We start from the raw sequence: 24,729 nt of genomic DNA, 5'->3' as shown, positions 1-24,729 counted from the left end.
GTACCTATCATCCTATCCTCCCAGCTCACTGATCGTCATTAGTATGTTCCGATATCTCTTTGATTATTTGATCAAATTCGGTTGCGGATTGTAGAAAAAGATCCAGTATTTTACTTTTTTCAATATCCGTATTTGGATAATTTTTAATCAGGTCAACAAGACCCATCATACGGGCTAACGGTGCCCTGGCCATGTGGGACTGGGCCCAGGCTATCTCTTTCAATTTTTTGTTTTGAAGCTGGATGGTGATCAGGTTCTGCTTGTAGCCTGTAATGTCTTTCAACGATCCCACAGCCCGGATCGCCACGCCTAGCCGATTTCGTAAAAAGACAATCCGGTGCTCTACCAGTGCCACCTCACCATTCTCTTTGGTATATCTGAACTCTGATACAGCAACGTCTATATTACTATCTTCTATGCTTTTTGTTAATTCAGCTAATACCTTCGTCTTATCATCGACATGTATATTTTTATACCATTCACCGCTGTTGTGACTGTTAGACTGATATCCAAATATGGCGTGGAACCCATTTCCCCACTCTACATTATCTTTTTCAATATCCCAATCATAGATGGCTTGATTTGCCGCCTTCATGATCGATTTATACCGTTCATTGCTTCGTTTCAATGCGCCGCGATTAAATACCGCTTCTGTGATATCTCTGGAACTTACGACAATGCCATCTATGGCTGGGTCACCAAACAGGTTTATTGCTACCGTACGGATCCATCGCCAGTTTCCTTTCGAATTCCTGAATCTGAAAGGGCTCATTTTTATTCGCTTTATTTCCGACAGCTTTGAAAAGTGGCCGATAATCTGCTCTCGGTCATCCGGATGAATGAAATCAAAAGCATTTTTCCCAATAAATTCGGAGGGGTGGAAGCCCAATATCGGGTAAGAACTTTCACTGACGAACTTGTAATTTCCTTCAAGGTCTAGAATACCAATCAAATCTGCGCCTTCCTGCACAAGGGCCTTAAACCTTCTTTCACTCGCCAGGAGCTTGTTTTGATTTTGAACACGGTCCGTAATATCAGTGAGTACACACAGATGAAGTCCTGGTAGAATATCTGGTTTAAAATTGAAATTAACAATAATGTCTGAGCCATCTGTTCGCCTTATTTCTGTCGTGCCACTGCCTGCCTCACCTGCCTTAAATTGTTCAAAAATTGCATTCTGGCTTCCCGTGGAAAGCTTGGTCAACATTTGATAAGGCATATGTTCGCTCAATTCTTTTTGGGTGTAACCCAGCATATTCACCGCAGCATCATTAAATTCCAAACGATTGCACTCAAGGCTTCCTAAAATGATGGCATCGCTCGTTTGTTCGAAGATGGTTTTGAACTTTTCATCTGTCTTTTTTTTCTCAGTAATATCCTGAATAATCCCTTTGATAGCCACAGGGACCCCGTAGTGTCCATATTGAAGCTCCACCCGTTGAGATACCCATCTCACCTCTCCCTGTTCAGTAATGATACGGTGCTCATAGTCGGTATTCTGATTGGTAGCCAATGCAGATAAAACCTCCTCACTTAAAAGATAACGGTCATCCGCATGAAAGCAGTCGACCAGGTTCTGTCGCGTCGGAATAAAAGTTTCAGGGTTTCTTCCATAGATCTTATACATTTCACTGCACCACTGCGAAATGTCCTCATTTATATTACGGGTCCAGTAACCGATCCTTGCAATTTTTTGTGCATCGCGAAGCCTTTCAAGTAATAATAGACTGTTTTCCTGGGCTCTAAGGAGTACTGTAATGTCTGTTACAATAACCATTTCCGCTTTCTTGCCATCAAAAGAAATAATGTTTCCCTGCAGCTGTACATCTATGATTTCTCCATTTCTCTTCTGATGCTTATAACTACCACCGGTGACCAGCAAGTTTTCAATGGTCAGCTTCTCTACCGCAGCCTGCATTTTTGGAATTTCAGCGGCTGGACGAAGATCTTTCAGGTTAAGATTTAAGAATTCTTCTCTGGTATATAAGTAATGATTTACCGCTGCAATGTTCACATCCAGTATGCAAAGGGTTTGCAGGTCATATACCCACATGGGTTGGGGATTTAACTCAAACAAATCCCGGTATATGGTTTTAAGATCAAAACACCCGGATTTACCACTTCCAACACTCTCTGTCTCTCTAATCATTGCCGGTCGTGTTACAGATTATTCCAATAGTTATCTGAAAATAATTCAATTATTAGTTGATAATTACCACAATACAATCATTTAGAAACTACCATTATGGTTCTGAAAGTTATATGTATTGTCGAAATAATTTAATCTTTATTAGAAATTTATTCAATAGTCTTTGCTGCCAAATGAATTTTCAAATTCATAGCATGTCTGGGAAAGAACTAGTGGGAAGAGAAATTAACGAGGTTGAGACTTACACCGCATTGGGTTGACCTACTTTAACTTGATATTAAAGATTCGTATGGAGGTGATAATCATTGGTCTAAGTTTCGCGAAGCTACAAATTCACCAGGAGATTGATTTTCCAGTTTTTTGAACGCACGGTTAAATGTTGCTTTTGAGTTAAAACCGCATTCCAGGGCAATTCCCAACAAGCTTAAATGCGCATTGCCCGGTAGAAGCGCCTGTTGCTTAAATTCGCTTACCCGGTAAGCGTTCACAAAATCATTGAAATTATGGCTGCTGCCAACGTTTATTGCCAGCGATAGTGTTGGGGCATTTATCTTCATTTGCCTGGCCAGGTCAGGAAGTGATAAATCAGGATTTAGGTAAGGCTTTTCAGTGTCCATCAGATTCAGTACTTGTTGATAAATTCTGTCCTGATCCAAATTTGCCGTGGCGGGTGTTTTTTTTTGGACTTCGTCGGAGGATGAAGCTGGATTGGCAGACCCTGAATCCGAAAAGGTAAGTTGGCGACCCGGTTGGCGCTGCGCGTATCCGGCAATACTTACGTAGTAGATCAGGATTACACCTGCCAGATTATTCCACCAGTCTTGCCAAAAACTCAGGTTCAACCAAAGATCCACCACGGTTACAAGGAAGTCGATTGAGACCAGCAGCGAAAGGGCTATGAGAAAATTTCGAAACCAACGAAAGCTTACAGGTTCAACGTTTGAAAATTGTGTTTTAACCCAGGACCGATAATGATGGTAGAGCCGAAACGACCAATAAAGGTAAACTACATGCTGCGCAGTACTGCTTACAAACAACAAATCATCCAGATGCCAAGGCCCATGAAATGTCTTCTCCCAATAATGAACAAACGAGGGTCCGCCAGCAAATATAGTAAGGCGATAAGTTGCCTCAAGTAAGAAGGGTGCAACATGGATTAGATCCCGCCATTTAAATCTGAAACCGGTATCAAACTGGCTGCGCAGATAAAAGTAGTAAAGGGGAGGAAGCAAGAAACTCAGGGTTCGCGGGAAAAAATTGAGTCTTTGCCAAAGAATCTCAACACCGCCAAAACCCAACATATATACCCAGATGTTAAAACAAAGGGCAACCAGTACCCAGCCCAGCAGATAATCAGACAGGCGCCCTTCCCGTTGGCCGCGAATCCACAGCAGCAGGGCATATATCCAGCCCTGCAAAAAGCCAAACAAGAGGACTGCCGAGTAGACATTGAAGTAGAAGCTCATCGGTTAATATTACTAAAATAATTTAAAAGTCCGGCCTTGGTCTACAAGTTCCAAGCTTAGCCATATCTAAACATAATTTATAAATTCCCGTTTGTCTTAATCCGGCTTGCATCATTGTTTGTACGCGGCTCCCGGGCACCCTTTATCTCGCTGCGTCCAAATCGATAAGCAAACCTTATTGAAACACGGCGGCTTTCCCATTTGCGGTCAATATTGAATTGTTGCGACCCAAAGGATGTAGATTGCCGCCAACGCATCGTATTTAAGAGATCGTCAACATTCAGTGCAAGCTTACCCTCCCCTTTTAATACTTTCCGTTCAATGCTTAAATTTAATGCGCCCAGGCCACCAATGCGGTAGACGGTTTGGGTGGTCGGAGCATTCCAGAAACCCGATAATTGTGCTTGCCACGACTTGGAGATAGTAAAAGTATTTTGAACGTAGCTTTCAAAGGCAAGCGCATGCTGGTCGAATGTTTCATCAGCTGAAAAGTTGCCCTGAAAACGGTTCAAGGTTGCTGCTGCATAAAGGTAAGCGCTCCACCATTTCGTAAATCTATAAGGCGTGCTTAGCGAGAGGTTCAGAGCGTTTACCTGGCCCACGTTTGCGACAGTTTGGTGTGCAGTCAGACCTTTTTGCTGCATTACATCGGTTGAAAACCCACTCGTATGCCCATAGGAAAGCTTCACGTTTGTGGCCCATTTATAAGTGTAACTGAGTTCTGCGTTCTGCGTATAGGAAGGCATGAGAAACGGATTGCCACGCTGACTAGTGTATGGATCAATCTGGTAAATGAACGGATTCAGGTCCTGGTAACTGGGCCGACCTATCCTTCTGCCATAATTGAATCCGAGCTGGCCATTTCCTGAGATCTGATATTGAATATAGCCGGTAGGAAACAAATTAAAATAGGTGGTATCCGGGCGATCAATAATACGGCTTAACCGGTCTACTGAGCGGCCTTGTACCGCAGTTCTTTCAGCACGAACACCGGCCTGCATGGACCATGTTCTATTTGAATGGTTTAGTGAAGCATAAGCTGCGCTGACAATTTCGCGATAAGTAAACCGGTTTGTGCGATTCACATCCAGTTGGTCGTCGGCTCCTGAAAAAGCCAATAGATCATTGGTGGCAGCTACGTGGATATGTTTAAAGCCGGTTTCTAGCTTTACCTGTTTTTTCTTCCATTCCTTTACAATATCCGCACGCATAGTGCCGATCCGGATGCCGGTATTGGCTTCAAAACGTACTTGCCGTTTGAACAACGGCAGCCCATCGGCACTAATATAATTGCTGACAATGTTGCTAGGAGAATCGTTACTGAAAATCGTAAAATCTGCATCTGCATTCAATTCCAATCCGAGCGTATCGGCGTATCGGTAATTTAAGGCGACATTAAGCCGATTATTCTGATTTGGGTTAAAGACCCGGTTTACAATGCTGGAATCCACCTGGCCCTTGCTGTTTATGATGCTCGTGCCGGAATTAGTACCAAACCGGTTGAAAGCCGCATTGCCCGCTACAACCAGTCCGAGGGTTTGCTTTGTAGTTAAAGAATATTCGATACCCGTCTTGTAGACGACCGCGCGCGTCCCATCTGTGTCAAAGCCACGTTGCACGAATTGCAGGCCACTGGCATTCCGGTCAAGCAGTACTTTGGTGATCTGATCATTATCACTTCCTGAAACATTAGCGTATAAGCTTAAACGTTTTGCCCTGTAATTAAGGTCAAGCGCCAGATTGGCGCGGTAGTGATTACTTTGTCCGTATCCGCCAGAGACATTTCCATTCATGCCATCATTTTTATTCCGACGGAGCCGAATATTGATGACGCCGGCCCCACCCTGAGCATCGAAACGTGCAGAAGGATTTGAAATCAATTCAATTTTATCAATGTTGCTGGCAGCAGTGCCGCGGAGCAGGTTGGCAAGATCTGTTGAAGACAGGTTAATTGGCTTGCCATCGATGAATACATTCACGCCCTGCTTGCCGCCCATGCGAATGTTATCGTTCGGATCGATCATGACGCCTGGCGCTTGCTGTAATAACTCATAAGCCGACTTTCCTTGGGCGACCTGGTCAGTGGCTATATTTAATACCGTCTTATCAACCAGTTGTTCGATAGTAGGTTTTTGCGCTTTGACTACCAGTTCATTTAATACCTGCTGTGCCTGCATCATCATCAGCGGATCAAGCCTGACCGACTGGCGGTCGTGCAGGGTTACTGTTAAGCTATTCTGATCAAGCATACCAACTAGCGAAGCTTTGACATAATAGCTGCCGGTGCGGATGCCAGTAAATTCATATTGCCCGGCTTCATTAGCGATCGTTCCTTTCACCAAGCTCGAATCTGTCGTTTCAAAAAGTTTAACTACTGAAAAAGAAGCTGGACGCTTTGCTTCATTGATGACACTGCCGCTGATGGATTGGGCATTTAATGAAAGTGCAGTAAAAAAGAAAAATAGTAAAGTTGTAAAGCGTGCCATAATTTACAGGTCGATTAGCGGTTGTTAATGACCCAAAATTGTGGGAATGGAAGTACAGATGCGCTTCATTATTGATTTGAGACGCCTCAAATTACAATTTGATACCTTTTTGAAGAGGTTAGAGTGAGGCCAGCAACTGAAAAGTATTTTAAGCCGTTACGAAGACCCAATTAGTATCGAGTTCCTTTTAAGCCCAAAACTGCTCCGTGACATCGCATCTGCGAAAGATAAAGTGGACACCTGGATGTCCGCTTCTGAACACTGATTATTATGAAAGTAGCCAAATTGAGGCCCTCAGGGCACTTTCGAATGTCCGGTATACTAATTGTATTTTTGTAAAAAGGTGCAAACCTGTCAACCCTTGATTTCGAATAGATTTATATCAACTTATGTTCTCAAATTATTTTAAAATTGCTTTTCGTGTACTTTGGAGGAATAAGATCTATGTAATGCTCAATGTCGCAGGATTAGGTTTGCCATTGCTTGCTGTATTTTGGCTTACCTTAATTATAACTACCGCGCGAAATTTGATCAAAACCATACAAATGCTAGAAACGTTTACCGGCTGAATAGCGAGCGGACGGTTGATGGAAGCAAGCAGACCTGGGGAGTCGTGCCATTACCCTTAGCACAGACCATGCAAAAAGACTTTGCCGGTGCAGAACGCATTGCGCGGTTGAGCAGCGCGTCTGTAATCGTAAAGCATAAGGATGCGAGCTTTGACGAACGCATTCATTATACAGACAAAGCGCTATTCGACTTCTTTAATTTCCCATTAAAATATGGTAACCTGTCTGGCTTTAATAAATCGGATCAGATCATAATCAGCCCATCCCTGGCAGACAAATATTTTCCCAAGCAGATGCCAGTAGGCCAGTCACTAACTCTGATCGGTGCTGATGGAAGCAACAAAGTTTACACAGTGATCGCTGTAACTGAGAAGATCCCTGAAAATTCAAGCATTCAATTTGATATAATTACCGCCTTCGAAAACAGAATTGCTGTTGGAGAAGTACAGGCTGATAATTGGGCTAATGCAACGCGCATTACAACATTTGTGGAATTGAAAAATGAACAAGCGGCCCGCCTGGTTACTGCTAACCTGATGCCTTCGCTGGCACCCCACAATAGCAATCATAAAGATTGGCTGCTGGAAGGGTTTTCACTACAACCGTTTTCAGATTTGGCAACAAGTTCAGACATCGATATGTCCGGTTACGTATATGGTAGCCAGTTAAATTCCAACCCGCGGGGAGTTCTTGTTATCGTCCCTGTGATCATGTCCATCTTTATTCTCATCATCACTTGCTTCAACTTCACAAATGTGTCCATTGCATTCGCCAGTGGCCGATTGAAGGAAATTGGGGTTCGAAAAGTGATTGGGGGCCTAAGAAGGGAATTGGTCTGGCAATTTTTAACAGAGAACATCATCCTTTGCCTTCTCGCGTCAACATTGGGCTTGTTGTTTGTAAGCCTGCTCGCGCCTACGATGATCGAACTAACCGGGATTGACCTTTCACCCGATCTAAATAAAGATTTCGGGTTTTGGATTTTCCTTTTGTTGGTTCCGGTTGTAAGTGCGATTTGTTCTGGATTATACCCCGCGCTATACGTCAGCTCGTTCCAGCCTGTTCGTATTCTCAAAGGGAAAACATCGCTTGGTTCGTCCAACCGTTTTACAAGGTTTCTGCTTCTCGCCCAGTTTAGTTTGTCCTGTTTTGCATTGGTAGTCGGCATTGTCATGACCCAAAATGCAGCTTTCCAGCAAAAGGCTGATTTCGGGTATGCGATCAACGAAGTTGCCGTTGTCCAGGTTAATAATGCGCAGGAATACCGCGCCTTAAGCCAGGCGGTTCAATCCAATGTTGAAATTAAAAGTGTGGCTGGCTCTGCACAGCAAATCGGCGATGACAGCTATACGTCGACTGCGCGAACAAAGAGCGGCGAACTGCAAGCACAAATTGCGCAAGTTGGAGGACAAGAATATCTGAACACAATGGGAATCCGTGTTGTGGATGGACGTCAGTTTCATAGTGGTGAAGCGGATACTGACCAGTCAATACTGGTCAATCAGACTTTTGTAGCGCGCTCCGGTTTCAAGCAGCCGATCGGCCAGCAGGTTACCCTTGACAGTGCCAATTACACCATTATTGGCGTGGTCAATGATTACAAAGAATTTGGGTTACACGATATTGTCCCGCCTTGTATACTCCGCCTGGCAAGACCCGACGATTATAAATATGTAGTCGTGCGGGCAGATAGGGAGAAATTATCCAAGGTCACGAAGTATCTCCAGGAAACCTGGCATAAAGTTGCTTCCAATGTCCCCTACCGGGCATTTTTGCAATCCGATCTGATTGAAAAAGAACTCCGCATGACGCAGGCTTTCAAATCAATATCGTTTTTTCTTGCCATTGTAACGTTACTTCTTTCTGCATCCGGCCTATTTGCCCAGATCTCATTGAACATCGACAAACGCAGCAAAGAGATCGGAATGCGCAAGGTCCTAGGAGCTTCGGTGCTACAAATAATTGCATTAGTCAACCATCGATTTGTGCGTATCCTGTTGCTTTCATTTGTAGTTGGCGCCGTTTTTGGCTACTTATTTACCAGTAAATTTATCTTCCGGTTTATCTTCAAATATCATCCGGTTGCGGGCCCAGGACCTTATATTATCACTTTATTGACTGTCATACTTTGCTGTGTTCTGATTATCGGATCGAAGGTGTATAATGCTGCCACCGCAAATCCAATAGAGCGGTTGCGAGCAGACTAGTATGGCAAGGCGGCTCGAAAACACTTATAGTACATAAGTGAAGTACCATAAGGTGGCAACTGTAAGGACAAGTTCTTGAAAATGTTGGGGAGAAGGATGAGATGATGGGGCAGTTGGAGCATTTCGGCCGGAATTCTGCTTTCAGCAACGATGAAGCTACATTGCCTCAATCTCCAACACCACGCTCGTCCTTCTTGCATTCACAACCGGATTAAATCCCGCCGTCATCAAATATTCCCCGGAATAAACTTGATCTTCCTTGATAGCAGATTTCGTCCCGGGATAGAGATTCAACTCTCGCACTTTATAGTTTTTGGAAGCATCCAAACCTTCCAGGCGGATCGGCGTATCGGAGCCGGCTCCGTTCCTGTTTCCAACCAAATAGGAGAATAGAATGGCTTTCGATTTGCTTTTCGTCGCATACATCAGCGCAGCGTAATCATTTTTCTTGGGATCAACCAATCGGAAAAGATCGCCCTGAAAAATGATGTCTTTTACTGCGTTGTAATTAACAACCGCCTGCTGACTGAATTGCAGATCCTTTTCATTCAAATGACTTACCACAATGTCATAACCCAGCCGGCCCATCATGGCCACATCCGTACGAAATTTTAAAGGTTGTTTTCCCCAATCCGTTACGTGCGCGCTAAGTGCGATTGACGGAAAGAAATAAGAATATTCCCATTGCATAAAAATCCTTTCCAAAGGATCCGTATTATCGCTGGGCCAGAATTCTGTGAAATATTTCAACGCTTCATAATCGACACGACCACCGCCGCCGGAGCAAAGCATCATCGGGACTTTTGGATATTTTGCGCGCAGCTTTTCCAATACTTTATATAAGCCTTTTACATAATCCACAAAAAGCTTGGACTGTGCGTGCTTGTTTTTTTCAAGGTAAGCGGAGTAGGGATTGAATGTGGTTGCGTTGCAGTCCCATTTAATGTAGGCAATGTCCGGATTTTCGGTGAAGAGTTTATCCAGAATACCATACACAAAATCCTGAACTTCCGGATTTGACAAATCCAGCGGAAGCTGGTTTCGCATGTAATGTTCCGGGCGCTGCGGTTGTTTGATCACCCAGTCCGGATGTTTTTCATACAACTCACTTTTTGGATTTACCATTTCCGGCTCAACCCAGATCCCAAATTTGATTCCTGTTTTCTGCGCTTCCTTCACCAGATAACCAATCCCATTTGGCAATTTCTTAACGTTTTCCTGCCAGTCCCCCAAGCCAGCCCCGTCACTGTTTCTTGGATATTTATTAGCAAACCAGCCGTCGTCCAGCAAAAACAGATCAACGCCCAGCTTCTTGCCATCTTTGAAAAGCTCAGAAAGTTTAGCTTCGTTGAAATCAAAATAAGTGGCTTCCCAATTATTCAGAAGTGTCATTCTCGTACCTTCTCCATCGAGTATCCGATATTTTCTGGCCCAGTTATGCAGGTTGCGGCTGGCTTCTCCTTTTCCGTTTTCTGAGAATGTGTAGATAAAAGACGGTGTTTTAAATTCCTGTTTTGAAGCGAGCGGATATTCTGAGGAATAAGGATTTATTCCTGCGATCAATCGTAAATTATGATACGAGTCAACCTCAAATTCCATCTTGAAATTGCCTGACCAGGCCAATGTTGCCAGTAAAACTTTCCCTTCGTTTTCCGTAGCCGGTTTATCAAATGAAAGTGAAAAAGTAGGTGGCTGATAAAGATTGGCGCGTGTTCCTAGTTTGGAATCCAGCACCCGGATTCCGGCTGTCAATAACTCCTCTTCCGGATTCATTTCTTTGGCCCAGGTGCCGTTGTAATGCGTCAGGTAATAATCTTTTGCAATGAAATAGAGATTGGCAGAAGCGTATTTTTCAAGCGTAATGGGTTTCTTTTCTTCACTTTTGATCACGCTCCATTGCTCTACTACATTTTCCTGGAAATAGGTTTTGTAAAAAAGGGTTACTTCCACTGCGTAAACCGGGTCTTTCAACACAATGCTCGTAACACTTACATTGTCATTTTCCTTTGCCTTGTTGTGGCTCACATAAACAAGATCCAATGATTTATTTCCGTCGCCATGCGTAAGTTGCAGCGCTGGTTCGGAGACATTCCATGTTCCTGCCGGAGTATAAGCTGAGTTGTAAATCCCCGCATTTCCGTCACGTTGGCGGCTCTGCGATGGGATGAGTTTGTACTCCGCTGCCTGACTTAATTTCTTTCCGAAATAGGTTATTCCAAGATGATTTTCCTTGTCTGTTTGCAGGACCAAAACATTCTGTCTGGTTTCAATCGGGATGATGGTCGGCGCATTCTGGGCAAAGGAACTGGTCCCGATTATCGCCAAGAAGACACCGTTAAAAATATGCTTATACACAACTATATAATTTGATATGGATTGATTTATTCACCTGCGCCAAACCGAATTGCTTTGATTCTGATTGGCGCTCCGGTAAAGACAAAATAAACATCTTTTACACCTGATACTGCTCCGGCAGCAATGTCTAGGATCATCTTATCACTGTATTCACCGGAAAACTTACCTAACAGAATTCCATCTGCGCTGCCTGCATGTGCCTCTATCGTTCCGGAAGGAGGTGTCGGTGCATTCCGCCCGGAAGCACGGATCATTTCAATTTGTTTGATGCCCGTCAGATCAGTTCCTTTTAGCCTGAAAGACGCGCCGGAATTTCTCACAAATGCCATCGTACTGTCATTGTTAAAATTGATCTCTTTGACCTGGTCGGCAAGGGTGACCGGCACTACTGGATTTCGAAGAATAACAGTTGCTTCGGAGGATTGGGAGGACGCTGTTTTTGTACCCCGATCTGCGTATGCGGCGCGGAATATGAAGCTGCCTTCTGTATCCCCCTTGGGAACAGCTGTCGTATAAGTGCCTTTTACAGGTAATGTTTTGGCCGGTTTGGGCGCATCCGACAAGCTCATAATGTAGCGGACAATGCCTTTCACATCGCTTTCCGCCATGGTTGGGTGTGCGGGCATGAATGCGTCTCCCCAAACGCCGGAACCGCCATTTAAAATCTTCTTGGACAAACCTGCCACCGCGGTTGGATCACCCTTGTATTTCGCAGATATAGCTGTAAAAGAAGGCCCCAGCACCTTTTCTTTAATCGCGTGACAAGCCTTGCAATCGCCATTATTGATCAGCGAAATCGCGGTTGCATATTGCGCCGAAGCATCTACACGCATTTGCTTTTGTGCGATCCGGGTTAAGTTAAAACCTTCTGACAGATAGTTGGTACTGACAGATACCTGAGAAGGCGCTATTTTCTTGTTTGCCAGACTGCCATCTTCCTTGTCGCTTACACGCACCTCATAGTCAATGCTTTTTCCTGGAAAATAGAAGGTGGAGTTTCCTTTGGTTATTTTAAATTCCACCAGCGGAGGTTCATTACCTGCTTTCATTTCAACCGATTTGGTATTTTTCTCCCCCGCTTTGTCCGTCACAGTCAGGGTTGCCTGATAAGTGCCCGGCGTGGTAAAAGTGATTGACGGATTTGCCTCTTTCAGCGTTTTGAAAACTGCATTGTTTTTCCTGACAACCCATTCATATTGCAGCGCTTCGTCTTCATCAAAGTCTTTCGTGCCTTCCGAAGATAGCGTGACTTGCATGGGAAGCGCACCTGCGGTTTTGCTGGCTGATGCTTCTACCAATGGTTTTCTGTTCCCGCTGTTGTATTCGATCCGTATCAGTTCTGCCTCCGGGTTGTCTTTGAAATATCCGTTTCCATATTCCAGCACATACAGGTCACCGTCAGGCCCGAATTTCATGTCAATCGGCCCTTTTAGTTTCAGATCGGGCAGAAATCGCTCCATCGATTTGTATTCGCCGTTTTCATCCATTTCCACCACATTGATCCAGCCCCGTACCCAATCGGTGATAAACCATTTTCCTTCATAGTATTCGGGAAATAATCGTGATACATTTTTGAAATCATCTTTTCGGAATACCGGCCCGCCCACTGCGCTGTTACCCCCGCTTTCCATCAGCGGAAATTCCTGGCTTTGCGCTTTTGAATACCATATAAACGCAGGCTGTGCAGCTGGAAGCTCCTTTAAGCCGCTGCTGTTTGGAGAATTGTTGACAGGATGAGCAGCATCAAAAGGCTGGCCGGAAACTTTGGTGGCGAAGTCATATTTTACGTAAGCTTTATTATTGGCAACAAAATACGGCCATCCGTAGAAACCCGGTCCTTTGGCTCGGTTGAATTCATCATAGGATTGCGGTCCGCGTTTTTCGATGTCATCGCGGGAACCATCCGGGCCTACTTCTCCCCAGTAGAGCCATCCGGTTTTCGAATCGATCGTTGGCCGCCAGGGGTTTCTGTTGCCCATCGTGTAAATCTCAGGTTTGGTCTGCGGCGTTCCCGGAGGAAAAAGGTTGCCTTTTGGAATGGTGTACGTTCCGTCTGGTTCAGGGTGAATACGCAAGATTTTCCCTCTCAAATCATTCGTGTTCGGAGATGACTTCTGGGAGTCGCGGGGTGATTCCCCCGGTCTTTCATCAAGGGGAGCAAAACCGTCGGAAGCGCGGGAAAATGTATTGTCCCCCGTAGTCAGATAAAGGTTTTTATCTTTATCGAAAAGCATTCCGCCACCTACGTGACAGCATTCTTCACGCTGAACGGGCACTTCCATAACCACCTTTCGCGAGCTTTCCAGTAACTCCTTACCATGCCATTCGTAACGGACCAGCACGTTTTTCGCCTCGTCGCCAGCAAGGGAATAGTAAATGTAAATCCAATGATTTTTGTCATAATCAGGATCTAAAATGACTCCCTGCATTCCATCTTCCCCTTCGGTGACTTCGCCCGCTTTGTTTACATATTTTGTACTGACGGCAAACTCAGCCACCATTTCCATAGTCTGCGACTTTGGGTCATAAACCTTCAACTTACCCTTCCGCTCCGCATAAAGTACCCTGCCATCTTTTAAAATTTGAAACTGCATGGGCTCTTCAAGCCGCTGGGCAAGAACGACCTTGGTGAACCGGTTACTTTCCGGCTTTTTAGGCGTTTGCGCTAATAATGGGCGAATTGGCAGAAAGGCAATGAACAATGAGAAAGCCCCTAATAAAGGCTTTCTCAAACATTTTGTCAGGAAATTGTAAGTATGGAACATTATTTAAACAGTTGATAAGCTTTACTAAGAAATGGTTTATACATCGGCTCGTGCTTGGGCATATTCAAGTAAAACAGCACAATCATATTGTTTTCGGGATCGATAATGTAGTCCGTACCGTACAATCCTCCCCAGGCAAATGCGGTGTTGGAAACTTCCGGAACCGGTTTCTTTTCTGCATTATAGAGTTCAAAGCCAAGCCCGAACTGAAACCCTTTTCCACCGGAGTTCTCTGTAGGTAAGCGGTTCACCTTGGTCATCAGCTCAATGGTCTCCGGTTTAAGGATACGCTTGCCATTGTACTCGCCTTTATTGAGCAGCATTTGGCAAAACTTGGCATAGTCGCCAATAGGTCCATTCAGGCCGATAGCTCCCTCCGCATAAGTTTGAACCGGGCTGATCGTGGTCTCGCTGAATTTGTTGGATTGCGGCACCAGTTTGCCGTCAATATCGCTATAAGCCTTCACAAACCGGTTCATTTTCGAAGATTCATAATACCAGTCCGTTTCAGTCATTCCCAATGGATCCAAAACCGTTGATTTAACATATTCACGCAGACTTTTACCAGAAATGAGCTCCACCATATATGCCAGCATATTGGTGCTGATATGGTAACTCCACTCGCTGCCGGGATCGAAACCCAGTGGGTATTTCGCCAGCGCGATCATCTCATCTTTGAGATATTTTGCCGTACCAGCCCCGCCTGTTCGCTGTCCCGGGCCTGCCGGTGGTGTGGCTCCTGAGGTTGCAGCGGCACTTTTCTTCTCCATTTCGACGCGACGTGCCTTTCCTACCAGTCCGGCGCTGATTCCCGAAGAATGCGACATCAGATGCGCGAATGTCATCGGCGTCTTTACCGGCCTTGTCTCAAATGTTCCATCCTCTTTGATGACTGTCGCTACTTTGTCTGAAATCTCGGGGAAATATTTAGAAACTGGATCATCAACCGAAACCAATCCCTTTTCGACGAGGGTCATAAAAGCTACTGTTGTCACTGCTTTGGTTTGAGAAAACAGGATATAGTAATCATCCACAGCAGCCGGGACCTTATTTTCAACGTCTTTGTAGCCAAATGCTTTGTTGTAAACGACATTTCCACCTTTGGCAACAAAACCTACAATGCTGCTGGCTTTCTTCTGATCAATAAAACTTTGCAGCAGCGAGTCAATGCGTTTTATTTTGTCTTCGCTTGTTCCGGTGGCTTTGAGATCAGCTTTGTAATTTAATTCTTGCGGCGCGGGCGATTTTTGCTGCGCTATGGTGCTGGTAACTGCAGCCAAAAGCGCAATGCTCAAATAGATTTTTTTCATAACAATTAAAGAGCTAGGAATAGCAAAGATTACTTCTCACCAACGAATTTAAGTAAATCGGCCGACTCCACCGGTACTGCCGAATAGGCGATCAAACTGATTTTTCCCTTCGTTGCTGCTTTCGGAATTTTCACAACCAACTGACCAGGTACTTTGCTCACAAATGCAGTGACTGGCTCAGCAACCCCTGTAAATAGTACGCCCATTGTCAAATCCAAATTGGCACCCGTGATGGTCAGGTTCTTTTCACGTTCGGCAATTGCAGGCGCGAAGCTTTTCAATGCAGGCAATGTGATCACCAGCTCCGTCTCGGATTCAATGGAAAGTGGTTCGGTGCCTCCGGCGGAGAAAACGATCGGGCCGGTTTGCGCGCCGAACGGAACCGTTACGACCAGCTCTGTCATGGTTTGGCTTACAAATTCTGTTACCGTCGTATCCTGCGCAAATGTGACTCCCTTCACCCAATTCAGGTATTTTCCCGAAATCGTGATGTTATCACCGGGTTTGGCCTGCGCAGGGATTTTGGTAATCTCCACGGGCACTTCCAGGCTTAGTATGGTTTTGGAAACAATGTCCCCGGCTGTCGTTTTCAGGGTCACAAGCCCTTCCGAAGTTTCGTTCGGGACGGTCACTACAATGCGATCGGGCGTTTGTTTTACAAATGCAGATGCCGGAACGCTGGCACCTGTGAGCTCAACGGAGGTTACTTTATCCAGATTGTTCCCAATAAAACTGATCGTATCCCCCAGGCTCACGCCCGAAGGTCCGAAACTGAGCAATTGCACTTCGCTGCTTGTAGCCACTTCGTCTTCGTTACAAGCTATCAGCAGCCCTGCAATCATTAGAAAACCCGCTACGGTCAGAAACCGCAGATTAGATATTTTTTTCATCCTGAAAATCTTTGAATGTTATTTTTTGAGAATTTTTGGCACTACCCTGAAATTGTCCATTGAAATATCTGCATCAAGGTCTCCCCCGCCGTGGAAAAGCAATCGGGTGTAGTAACCGTTGGGATTGACAGCCATTTTTACGCCCAGACTTTCGTAGCTGGCTGCAACTTCCTCAAAAGGAATAACAACTGTTCTCCATTCGCCCTTCGTATCATAAGGCGGCGCCCACTGGTAAGCGTCGGTGATAAAGTCCTTTGCCAGACCGACATTGATTTTCAACAAATTATTATTGTAAGGCTTCAAAGTATTGACCTCAAATTTCAGGTTATAGTCCGCCGGTCTCAGGATTGCTTCATCCGGAATGTTTTTGCTGATTGGCCCCATCGCATCGGGCGGTCCTCCTGCCACTTCCTTCCACTGCCAGCCGCTGACAACTTCTTTCACCCGAATGTAGTTTCCATTGATTGCCACCGGATCGCCCGCGCCTGGCTTAGTCACCACATATGCCTGGTTCCACCAGCCTGTGAAGGGGTCATTGCTTAGAAAAATATTACGGTTGTCGCGAAACCAGAAATCCGATTTTGTTTCCCCAAAATTGGTTTTGACCGTCACCTGGCCGGGGATCGCACCTTGGGGCACACGCACCTGTATGATCTGGTCGGTTACCGAAACCAGCTCACCAGTTACGCCTCCTGCAAATGTGACGGTAAGCGGTGGGTAAAAATAGTTTCCATTAATGGTCGCTACGCCACCCAGGGCCACGTATTCGGAGTTCATTCCGGTTAGTTCGGGTTCGCTGATCTGCACTTCGAAGTTATGTTCGAGCGTCCGGCCGTTTGAAAAAATCATCCGCATTTTGTTACTGATCTCCTTGGGGACCATTGCTGGAACACTCACCAGAATTGTCTTACTGGTAATATAAGTTGGCGTCAAAACCGCTTTCTGGTCATTGAACCAGATCTCGGTAACATCCTGCAAGTTCTCTCCAACGATAGCGATCAGATTGCTTTGAAGAGCGCCGACCAGCAACGAATCGGAAGAGGCCGGGTTGGTCACTCGAATGTAGGTAATGGAAGGCTCACCATTGTTGTCAAGGTCATCTTCCTTGCAAGAAAGCTGAAATGCAGCCAAGCATGCCAGCAAGGCAAAGAACAGGGCCGATTTATATCTGTTTTTCATTTGAATGTCGATTTTTATAAATCCGAAATTATTTGCTGTAATAGTCCACAGCTGGTTTTTGCAGATTGGGCGCCTGGCTCAGCTCTGCAGATGGGATCGGCAACAGGAAATTCCCACTGTTGGCATTAATTGTGCGCTCGGTAGTCGACCATGGTGTCTTTGTAAATGTCCACGATGTAGGGTTTGGAAAAACATCAGGTGCCGTAGCGAACAGTCCCCTGTCCTGGCTGTTCAGGATGGCATACGCTTTCGTGGGATTGTAGTAATGCAAGCTAACCAGGTCGTACCAGGCCAGTCCTTCCATGGCAAATTCCACCAGACGCTCCTTGAAAATAATGTCGAAAGTCAAGGGCCCTGCAAAAACCGGTAAACCTGCCCGCGTATGGATCGCATTGTAATATTTCAGCGCAACCGGGTCGCTGGTAGACGCATTGTTTCCCAGAACTGCCTCAGCATAAACCAGATACATTTCAGCCAGCCGCATCATATACGTATCGTGTCCGTAGTTCTGCGATGCCGATAAGCCGCCGACGTCCTTGGCTTTTCCAGTCACGTATTTTTTGATCGAAAGGAAATTGTTGTCACCGCCCGGATTCGGGACGATCAGTTTCTGCTCACCACCTGTTATCGTCTGCGTGATCTCAGGATACGAGGCGCCTGGTAGCATGAATGTCGCTTTCAGCCGCTGATCAATGGTCCGTCCCTGCATACCTGTGGCCGTTTGCTTTATACCTTCATATTGGCCCAGCATCCACCAGGTGGCACTTTTGTCTCCGCCCCAGCCGTCACCGTTTGCAATATCCGGACTGAATGCCAGGTAGGCCGGTGTCGAGTTTTGCGTACCGTACGCGCCGGGTGAATAAACCCATTGCAGCGAGAAAAGCGATTCGGAGTTGTTATCGTATGGAAACAGGAACAGGTCGCCATAATTTTTTAATAATGACAACCCGCTTTGCGTAATCACTCTTTCGGAATAGTATTTGGCACTATCTAGGAAAGTTTGGTTTCTTGTGCCAGAACCTGCTGACTCCACGCCTGCACGCGTCAGATAAAAACGGGCCAGCATTCCTTCTGCCGACCATCTTGTAACGCGGCCCGGACGTATCGGCGTTGCGGGAAGATCTTCGGCCACCTGACGCATTTCGCTCGTAAGAAATTTCCAGACACTTTCAGGCGTATTTCTTGAAACGGATGTATCCGAGAGCAGTTCCAGGTTATTTTCAATGATTGGTACAGCCCCCCAGTTCATCACAAGCGACCGGTAAGCCACGGCGCGCATAAATCTGGCCTCGGCAATTGCCATTTTTTTGATAGTCGGAGAAACTGCCGCTCCTGCATACTGATTAATGTTACTGATCGCCAGGTTGGACTGACCAACCACAATAAAGAACGAGCGCCAGGCCGAACCATTCTCAGGCGTGTTTCCTGTTGTATTAAAAAGCACATTTCCACGGTCATTATAGGCAGAAAACGCAGTTCCAGCCCTGAAATCACCAAGATTGTACGATGCTTTATCATTGTAATCAAACCATACTTTGCTGTATAACAATGCAGTAGAAGCCAAAACCTGATCGTCGGTTTGGTAAAAACCTGCGTCTACAATGGCATCCACCGGTGGTCTTTCCAGAAAATCTTCTGAGCAGGAAGTAACCGCGAAGAGCGAGACGAAAAAGCTGCTGCGATAAAGTATATTTTTAAGAATTTTCATCTGATTTGTTTTTAGAAGTCCAATCCAAGGCTAAATGTGTAAATAGGAGTCAGTGGATAACGGCCATAATCAAGCCCTATCGCCTGGTTGCCAGGACTTGAATCCCTTGATACATATGCCCCTACCTCAGGATCAAATCCAGTGTATTTGGTAAATGTGAGCACATTCTGTGCGCCAACGGAAAGTCTTGCGCCCCTGATCACTTTCTGTTTTGACATGAAAGTGGCGGGCACATTGTAGCTCAGCGATACGTTTTTGAGGCGGATAAATGAGCCGTCTTCTACCCATTTGTCCGTATGCCGGTTGAAGTTTCCGTTCGGTCCGTTTGATATGCGCGCCACGTCGGTTCCCGGATTGGCCAGCACCACGTCGCCAGCTTCATTCGTGATTGGCTTGGCATAATCCATGGCGTGTACCAACAGATTGCGGCTCAGGTTAATGTTGCTGGCATTGGTGTTGAGCTTGCCCAGGTAATTATAAATGTCATTTCCGTACGTGCTGGTGAATAGCAGGCTTAGGTCGAATCCTTTGTAGGAAAATGTATTGGTGAAACCGGCAAACATTTTCGGCCAGGGATTACCAATGTTGGTCAGGTCCATTTCATTGATTTTTCCATCTCCGTTAATGTCCTTGAATTTCACATCGCCTACCCAGATATTGTCGATGTTAGTAGGCAATCGGTCTCCGTTGTTATCAACCGGAACTGCGCTGCCGTCTATTTCAGCAACATTCTGGAACAAACCTTCTTCCATATAACCCCGGAACAACCACGGTGCTTCGCCCACTTCCGCACGTTGTGTCCAGTCTTGTAACCACCAGGATGTGCGATCTACGAAAGCACTTTCTGAATAAAAGGATTTGATTTTAGTTTTAAAGCTTGAAATGTTCAGGTTACTCTCCCATTTGAAGCCGCCGCGGTTAATGTTGATCGTATTGATCGTAAATCCATAACCCTTATTTTGCAGCGCACCAATGTTCACCGTTGGAGAACTTACTGCACCCGTGCCATTCGTTCCCATATACCAGGGAAGTGGCTTCTCCATCAAGAGGTTATCGGTGTCTTTGATATAATAATCCACCTCAAACTGGATCCGGTTGTCAAACAATGCTACGTTGATACCGAAGTTGTTGGTTTTTGTTTCTTCCCATTTCAGACCCTGGTTACTGTATTTTGTTGGTAAAAAACCAGTGGAAGTTGGTGTTGCTCCCGTTCCCATGGGCGAGTAAATTCCTCCGCCTCCCTGGTTTCCCGTCACTCCCGTTTCAAACCGCAGTTTCAGGTCGCTGATAGCTGGTATATTAAAGAAAGACTCCTGCGAAACGCGCCAGGCCGCAGACACCGAAGGAAAAAAGCCCCATTTGTTTTCTTTACCAAAATTGGCCGAACCATCGCGTCGCACCGTCGCCATCACAATGTAGCGATCGGCATAGTTGTAGTTCAATCTTCCCAGGTATGATTCCATGGCCCATTCGCCCGAGCCGCCTGAATTGCTGGATGTTAATGCATCACCCGCAGCGAGATCCAGAATGTCATTGGTCAAAAATCCGGTTCGGGTACCACCCACATTTTTATAGGTGGAAGCCTGCGCCTCGTGGCTTACCATCACATTGATACTGTGCTTGCCGAGCTGCTTGTTGTATTCGAGCAGCTGGTTCCAGTTGTAATACGTGTTGACACCTGTTCCGTTTGTCAGTGAGGCCGTTACGTTTCTTGCCCAGCCGATTGAATACGTCGGGATGTAATAGGTCGAATTGGAAAAGCCCAGGTTTGTATTGAACGACGATCTGAAATTGAGGCCTTTCATAATCTCAATGCCTAAGTTCAATCCGCCGAGAAATTGCCTTCTTACCAGTTTGTTGGTAGTCAAGTTGGCAATCGCGATCGGGTTGACGGGCGCAAACTGGTTGGCACCATTATTCTCATCGCCTCCACCCCAGGAACCATCCAGATTTTTCACCGGAACCTGTGGGGTCAACTGTAATGCGCTGGCAATCACGTTTTCCTGGCTGGTGGTCAGGTTGTCATTTGTTTGGTTAAAGCTCAGATTAGCTCCGATGGTAGCCCATTTTCTTGGTTTGTTGTCAAGATTCAGCCTGAAACCATATCTGTTAAATCCAGATCCTAATGCAACACCATCCTGTTTCAGATATTCACCTGACAGATAGTAAGTGGTCTTATCATTCCCTCCGCTCAGGCTCAGCTGGTGCTTGTTCATCGGAGCACTTTTAAAGAGCTCCTTCTGCCAGTCTGTTCCAGATCCAAGCAATGATGGATCCAAAAATTCACCTGGCGTATCACCACCTGCAATGGCATGATATTCCCCCACCATCTGCGCGTATTGCTGCATATTCATCACATTCAGCGGCGCCGGTGGCGTCTGCAAACTGTACTGGTATCCGTACGAAATTTTTGTATCTCCCGATTTTCCTCTTTTTGTGGTGACGATCAAAACACCATTGGTCGCCCTCGATCCATAAATAGCCGTTGCCGAAGGACCTTGCAAAACTTCAATGGACTCAATGTCAGCCGGGTTCAGCCCTGCGAGTGGGTTGGAAGAACTCTGCGATCCATAAGAAGCCGACTGCCCCGGAATCTGCACACCATCAACTACATACAATGGCTCATTACTTCCGCTGATCGAATTCACACCCCGGATATTCACCGAAATCCCTCCCCCCGGCTGACCTGAGTTTTGCGTAACATATACTCCCGCAGACCGGCCCTGAATGGCCTGTTCAATGGTGGTGTTGACCGTTTTTTCGATGTCTTTGGCAGAGACCGAAGTTTGTGCAGTAGTTAAATCGGCGCGTTTCATTTCACCATATCCTACTACCACAACTTCTTCCAATGCCTTCGTATCAACTGCGAGCGTTACATTGATGGTGCTTTGCGTGCCAACAACTACCTCTTTGGACAAATATCCCACAAATGAAAAAATCAGCACCGAGCTGTTTGTCGGGACCGCCAGCGAGTACTTGCCGTCTGCGCTTGTAGTCGTTCCCTGCGTTGTTCCTTTTATCACAATACTGACTCCCGGCAGCGGCTCTCCCCGATCGTCCACAACTTTGCCTGTCACATCAATTGCTCCTTTTAGACTTTCATTCGAACGAACGGTTTCAAAGACTTCTCCGGCCTTTACATGCAGATGAGCCAGAAAAATAAAACAGAACAATAGCCTAAGAATTTTGGCTTCCTTTAAACGAAGATACCTTGGCACCAGCCACGCTGATGCCGCGGCACGGCCGTATTGATTTAGTAAACTATCCTTCATAATGTTACAATGGTTGGGTTAAAATATTCTAGATTGTTTTTCTCGACACCTCTATCCGTAGCTGTTATCATATTAATGCTGGTTAAGTTTTTGATCATGTTGATTTTCTATCTGCCATAGATATTCTTAAGATCGCTTTCAAACAACGTGTACTTATCGTCATAAAACTTCTTAAAATCCGGCACAGCGGGATGGCCGGGAAATGGCGCGTAGTAATGTGTCGGACTTTTGGTATCGTTGCGCCAGACGAGTACGTAGGAGAGATTTAACTTATTCGTTTGTAGTACTTTAAGCAAAACATCGGTGTACCAAACAGGATTTACAATGGATTCAAGACCTGTCTCAGTCATGGCGGCCAGTTTTCTGTTTTCCAGCGCAAAGTCATTTACGATTTTGAGTTTTTTGATCGCTTGTTCCAGATTGTACTTGCCCTCGCGTCCCATGTCTCCATAGTTATCCATCCCAACGAGGTCAACCCAGTCGTTGCCCGGATACCGCTCTGTAAATTCTGCGACGCTGTTGAATTTATTGTCAGGAGAAAATGCGTAAATCAGGTTATGAACATCCAGACTATCCCGCAGATACCCTGCTGTGAATTGCCATAATGATTTGAATTCATCCGGCGTGCAGTGTGCCCTTCCCCACCAGAACCAGTCTCCGTCAAACTCATGATAAGGCCTGAAAATAAGTGGGATAGCCTCTCCTTCGGCACCTTTCAGACTTTTGAACCAGCCGGCAAGACCTTGTAAAATGACCTTGTAATCCTGGTGGTTTTTACCGCCCGGAATAATGTATTTCACTGCCGGCAGCGAAACGGAATCTTTCCAATAAAAATCCCCGCCTGAAACCGGATTGGAAAAATGCCAGGATATGGTCGTAATTCCACCGCGAGCGTAGGTATCGGCAACCAATTTCCTCAGACGCTCTTCGCTCTTTTGTGTAGATTCCTTGGACCTGCCCGTCAATGGCGCAATGTCGACGCCAATCACCGCCGGATGCGAGCCAACGACCGACTTCACGTCCGAGCGCCCTGGTTCTTCACGCCAGCCGTGTCCGTAATTCGTAGCATCCTGATGTCCAAAAAGTGTATGCTTTTTGGCTAACTCGTGCATATTCCGGTAAAGTGTAGCGGTTTCCCGTGTTGCTTTGGGATCGATTAGTTTTTGGGCCCAAGACAGCGAGCATGATGCTATACAAAGTGCAGCGAAAGCGATTGCTTTTTTGTTGATTTTGAAATTAATGTGCATTTGAAATTAGTATTGCTGTATTGAGATGAATTCTTTGCCCTGGTAGAGAACCGTTGTTTTATCCGATTTGCCGTCACCGTCATAAATAGCTTATAGCTCGGGAATTATTTACCGGAAGAGATAATTGGGAACAGAAAAAATAGAACTTTTTCTTGCAAAAATAGGACGGATCAGCATGCAGATGGATTATGGAAAACCCTACTTTTTTAAAATTTAGGGTTTTCCCTTGGAGTCAGTCCAAGAATCCACTCACAATATTCTTCGAAATCATTTCTTCGTCATCGCCCCTACATCCCTGAAGAAGAACACCAGCTCCTTAAAACTTACGAACCGATTATGTCCGCGCGGATCATAGCCAGCTTCCTGAATTTCCGTTTTCTGCAAAGCACATAATCCCGAAAAACATACCCAACAATCCGAAACCGGTAACTTACATTGCCTGGCCAGTAAAATATACCTGAACTTCCGAAAGGATTTATATAAATTGCCTTTTAACAAAAACCGTCTCTGTATGACACATACTACCTCCAATCCAAAGATCCACGAAGGCCGCAACCTTAAAAGATTTCGAGAAATGCTCGGGATCAAACAAGATTTCCTTGCGTTTGAGCTCGGCGAAGAATGGAACCAGCAGAAAATCTCATTGCTCGAACAGAAGGAAAAGATTGATGCTGATATTTTGGAGCAGGTTTCAGCTATTCTCAAAATTCCGGCTGAGGCGATTCGGAATTTTGACGAGGAGAAGGCGGTAAACATTATTGCGAGTACTTTCAATGACAATTCCTATAATCACGGCACTATTCACATTCATCCGTTTGAAAAGCTTATTCAGCTTCATGAGGAAAAAATTGCCTTGTATGAAAGAATGTTGAAGGAGAAGGATGAGATGATGGAGCGGTTGGAGCGGTTGATTGGGGGGAGGTAGATCAGATACAAAAGCATTTATTTGCCGTAAAATAATTTAGTAGAGGCTGTCTCGCCCATTAAAAGCCTTGCAATCAGCTTTTAAGATTTTGTAAAAAGTAACTTGCAACATCCCGACAGTTTATTTGATAAATGAATACAGCATCGTCTAGCTACAATGTCTATATTACAAACTTATGGCGGCTTGTTTCAACGCTGTGAA

Annotated in this window: 13 protein-coding genes; 2 read left to right on the top strand and 11 right to left on the bottom strand. The window is 45.5% G+C overall.

Annotated elements, in window-relative coordinates:
• Positions 1 to 25 precede the first annotated feature (25 nt).
• From NFI81_RS02970 to NFI81_RS02960, 3 genes are all read right to left on the bottom strand, one after another.
• Positions 26 to 2,149 (bottom strand): PAS domain S-box protein, encoded by a 2,124-nt coding sequence (locus tag NFI81_RS02970; RefSeq protein ID WP_255717418.1) that lies wholly within the window; start codon positions 2,147 to 2,149, stop codon positions 26 to 28.
• 302 nt (positions 2,150 to 2,451) lie between these two features.
• Positions 2,452 to 3,615 (bottom strand): helix-turn-helix domain-containing protein, encoded by a 1,164-nt coding sequence (locus tag NFI81_RS02965; protein ID WP_234614348.1) that lies wholly within the window; start codon positions 3,613 to 3,615, stop codon positions 2,452 to 2,454.
• Positions 3,616 to 3,692: 77 nt separating this feature from the next.
• Positions 3,693 to 6,101 carry an outer membrane beta-barrel protein gene (locus NFI81_RS02960; RefSeq protein ID WP_234614350.1) on the bottom strand — a complete coding sequence of 803 codons (2,409 nt, stop codon included), beginning with the start codon at positions 6,099 to 6,101 and terminating at the stop codon, positions 3,693 to 3,695.
• A gap of 493 nt (positions 6,102 to 6,594) precedes the next feature.
• Between NFI81_RS02960 and NFI81_RS02955 the strand changes: the two genes are divergently transcribed.
• Positions 6,595 to 8,877 (top strand): ABC transporter permease, encoded by a 2,283-nt coding sequence (locus NFI81_RS02955; RefSeq protein ID WP_234614351.1) that lies wholly within the window; start codon positions 6,595 to 6,597, stop codon positions 8,875 to 8,877.
• A 156-nt stretch (positions 8,878 to 9,033) separates the two neighbouring features.
• Here the strand turns inward: NFI81_RS02955 and NFI81_RS02950 are convergent, their stop codons facing one another.
• From NFI81_RS02950 to NFI81_RS02915, 8 genes are all read right to left on the bottom strand, one after another.
• Positions 9,034 to 11,232 (bottom strand): alpha-galactosidase, encoded by a 2,199-nt coding sequence (locus tag NFI81_RS02950; RefSeq protein WP_254410609.1) that lies wholly within the window; start codon positions 11,230 to 11,232, stop codon positions 9,034 to 9,036.
• A gap of 26 nt (positions 11,233 to 11,258) precedes the next feature.
• Positions 11,259 to 13,997, bottom strand: coding sequence for a PQQ-dependent sugar dehydrogenase (locus NFI81_RS02945; RefSeq protein ID WP_252176034.1), 2,739 nt, complete (start codon positions 13,995 to 13,997; stop codon positions 11,259 to 11,261).
• The gene (locus NFI81_RS02940; RefSeq protein WP_234614354.1) at positions 13,997 to 15,307 is read right to left on the bottom strand and encodes a serine hydrolase domain-containing protein; all 1,311 of its coding nucleotides are present in this window, start codon (positions 15,305 to 15,307) and stop codon (positions 13,997 to 13,999) included. The genes NFI81_RS02945 and NFI81_RS02940 overlap by 1 nt, the downstream gene beginning before the upstream one ends.
• Positions 15,308 to 15,336: 29 nt before the next feature.
• The gene (locus NFI81_RS02935) at positions 15,337 to 16,197 is read right to left on the bottom strand and encodes a hypothetical protein (RefSeq protein WP_234614355.1); all 861 of its coding nucleotides are present in this window, start codon (positions 16,195 to 16,197) and stop codon (positions 15,337 to 15,339) included.
• Positions 16,198 to 16,215: 18 nt separating this feature from the next.
• Positions 16,216 to 17,376 carry a glycan-binding surface protein gene (locus tag NFI81_RS02930; RefSeq protein WP_234614361.1) on the bottom strand — a complete coding sequence of 387 codons (1,161 nt, stop codon included), beginning with the start codon at positions 17,374 to 17,376 and terminating at the stop codon, positions 16,216 to 16,218.
• A 28-nt stretch (positions 17,377 to 17,404) separates the two neighbouring features.
• Positions 17,405 to 19,084 carry a RagB/SusD family nutrient uptake outer membrane protein gene (locus tag NFI81_RS02925; protein ID WP_234614363.1) on the bottom strand — a complete coding sequence of 560 codons (1,680 nt, stop codon included), beginning with the start codon at positions 19,082 to 19,084 and terminating at the stop codon, positions 17,405 to 17,407.
• An 11-nt stretch (positions 19,085 to 19,095) separates the two neighbouring features.
• Complete coding sequence (locus NFI81_RS02920) at positions 19,096 to 22,356, bottom strand: SusC/RagA family TonB-linked outer membrane protein (RefSeq protein WP_234614365.1); 3,261 nt, start codon at positions 22,354 to 22,356, stop codon at positions 19,096 to 19,098.
• A 107-nt stretch (positions 22,357 to 22,463) separates the two neighbouring features.
• A complete protein-coding gene (locus tag NFI81_RS02915; protein WP_234614367.1) occupies positions 22,464 to 23,603 on the bottom strand; it encodes a glycoside hydrolase family 26 protein in 1,140 nt (379 codons plus the stop codon).
• 511 nt (positions 23,604 to 24,114) lie between these two features.
• On the opposite strand from NFI81_RS02915, the gene NFI81_RS02910 reads away from it, so the two are divergent.
• Positions 24,115 to 24,528, top strand: coding sequence for a helix-turn-helix domain-containing protein (locus tag NFI81_RS02910; protein ID WP_234614369.1), 414 nt, complete (start codon positions 24,115 to 24,117; stop codon positions 24,526 to 24,528).
• The last annotated feature ends 201 nt before the right edge of the window (positions 24,529 to 24,729 follow it).

Origin of the sequence: Dyadobacter fanqingshengii, from assembly GCF_023822005.2 — a bacterium.
In the GTDB taxonomy this organism is placed as follows: Bacteria; Bacteroidota; Bacteroidia; order Cytophagales; family Spirosomataceae; genus Dyadobacter; species Dyadobacter fanqingshengii.
Note: the sequence above shows the minus strand (reverse complement) of the source record. Positions and strands in the feature narration are given on the sequence as shown.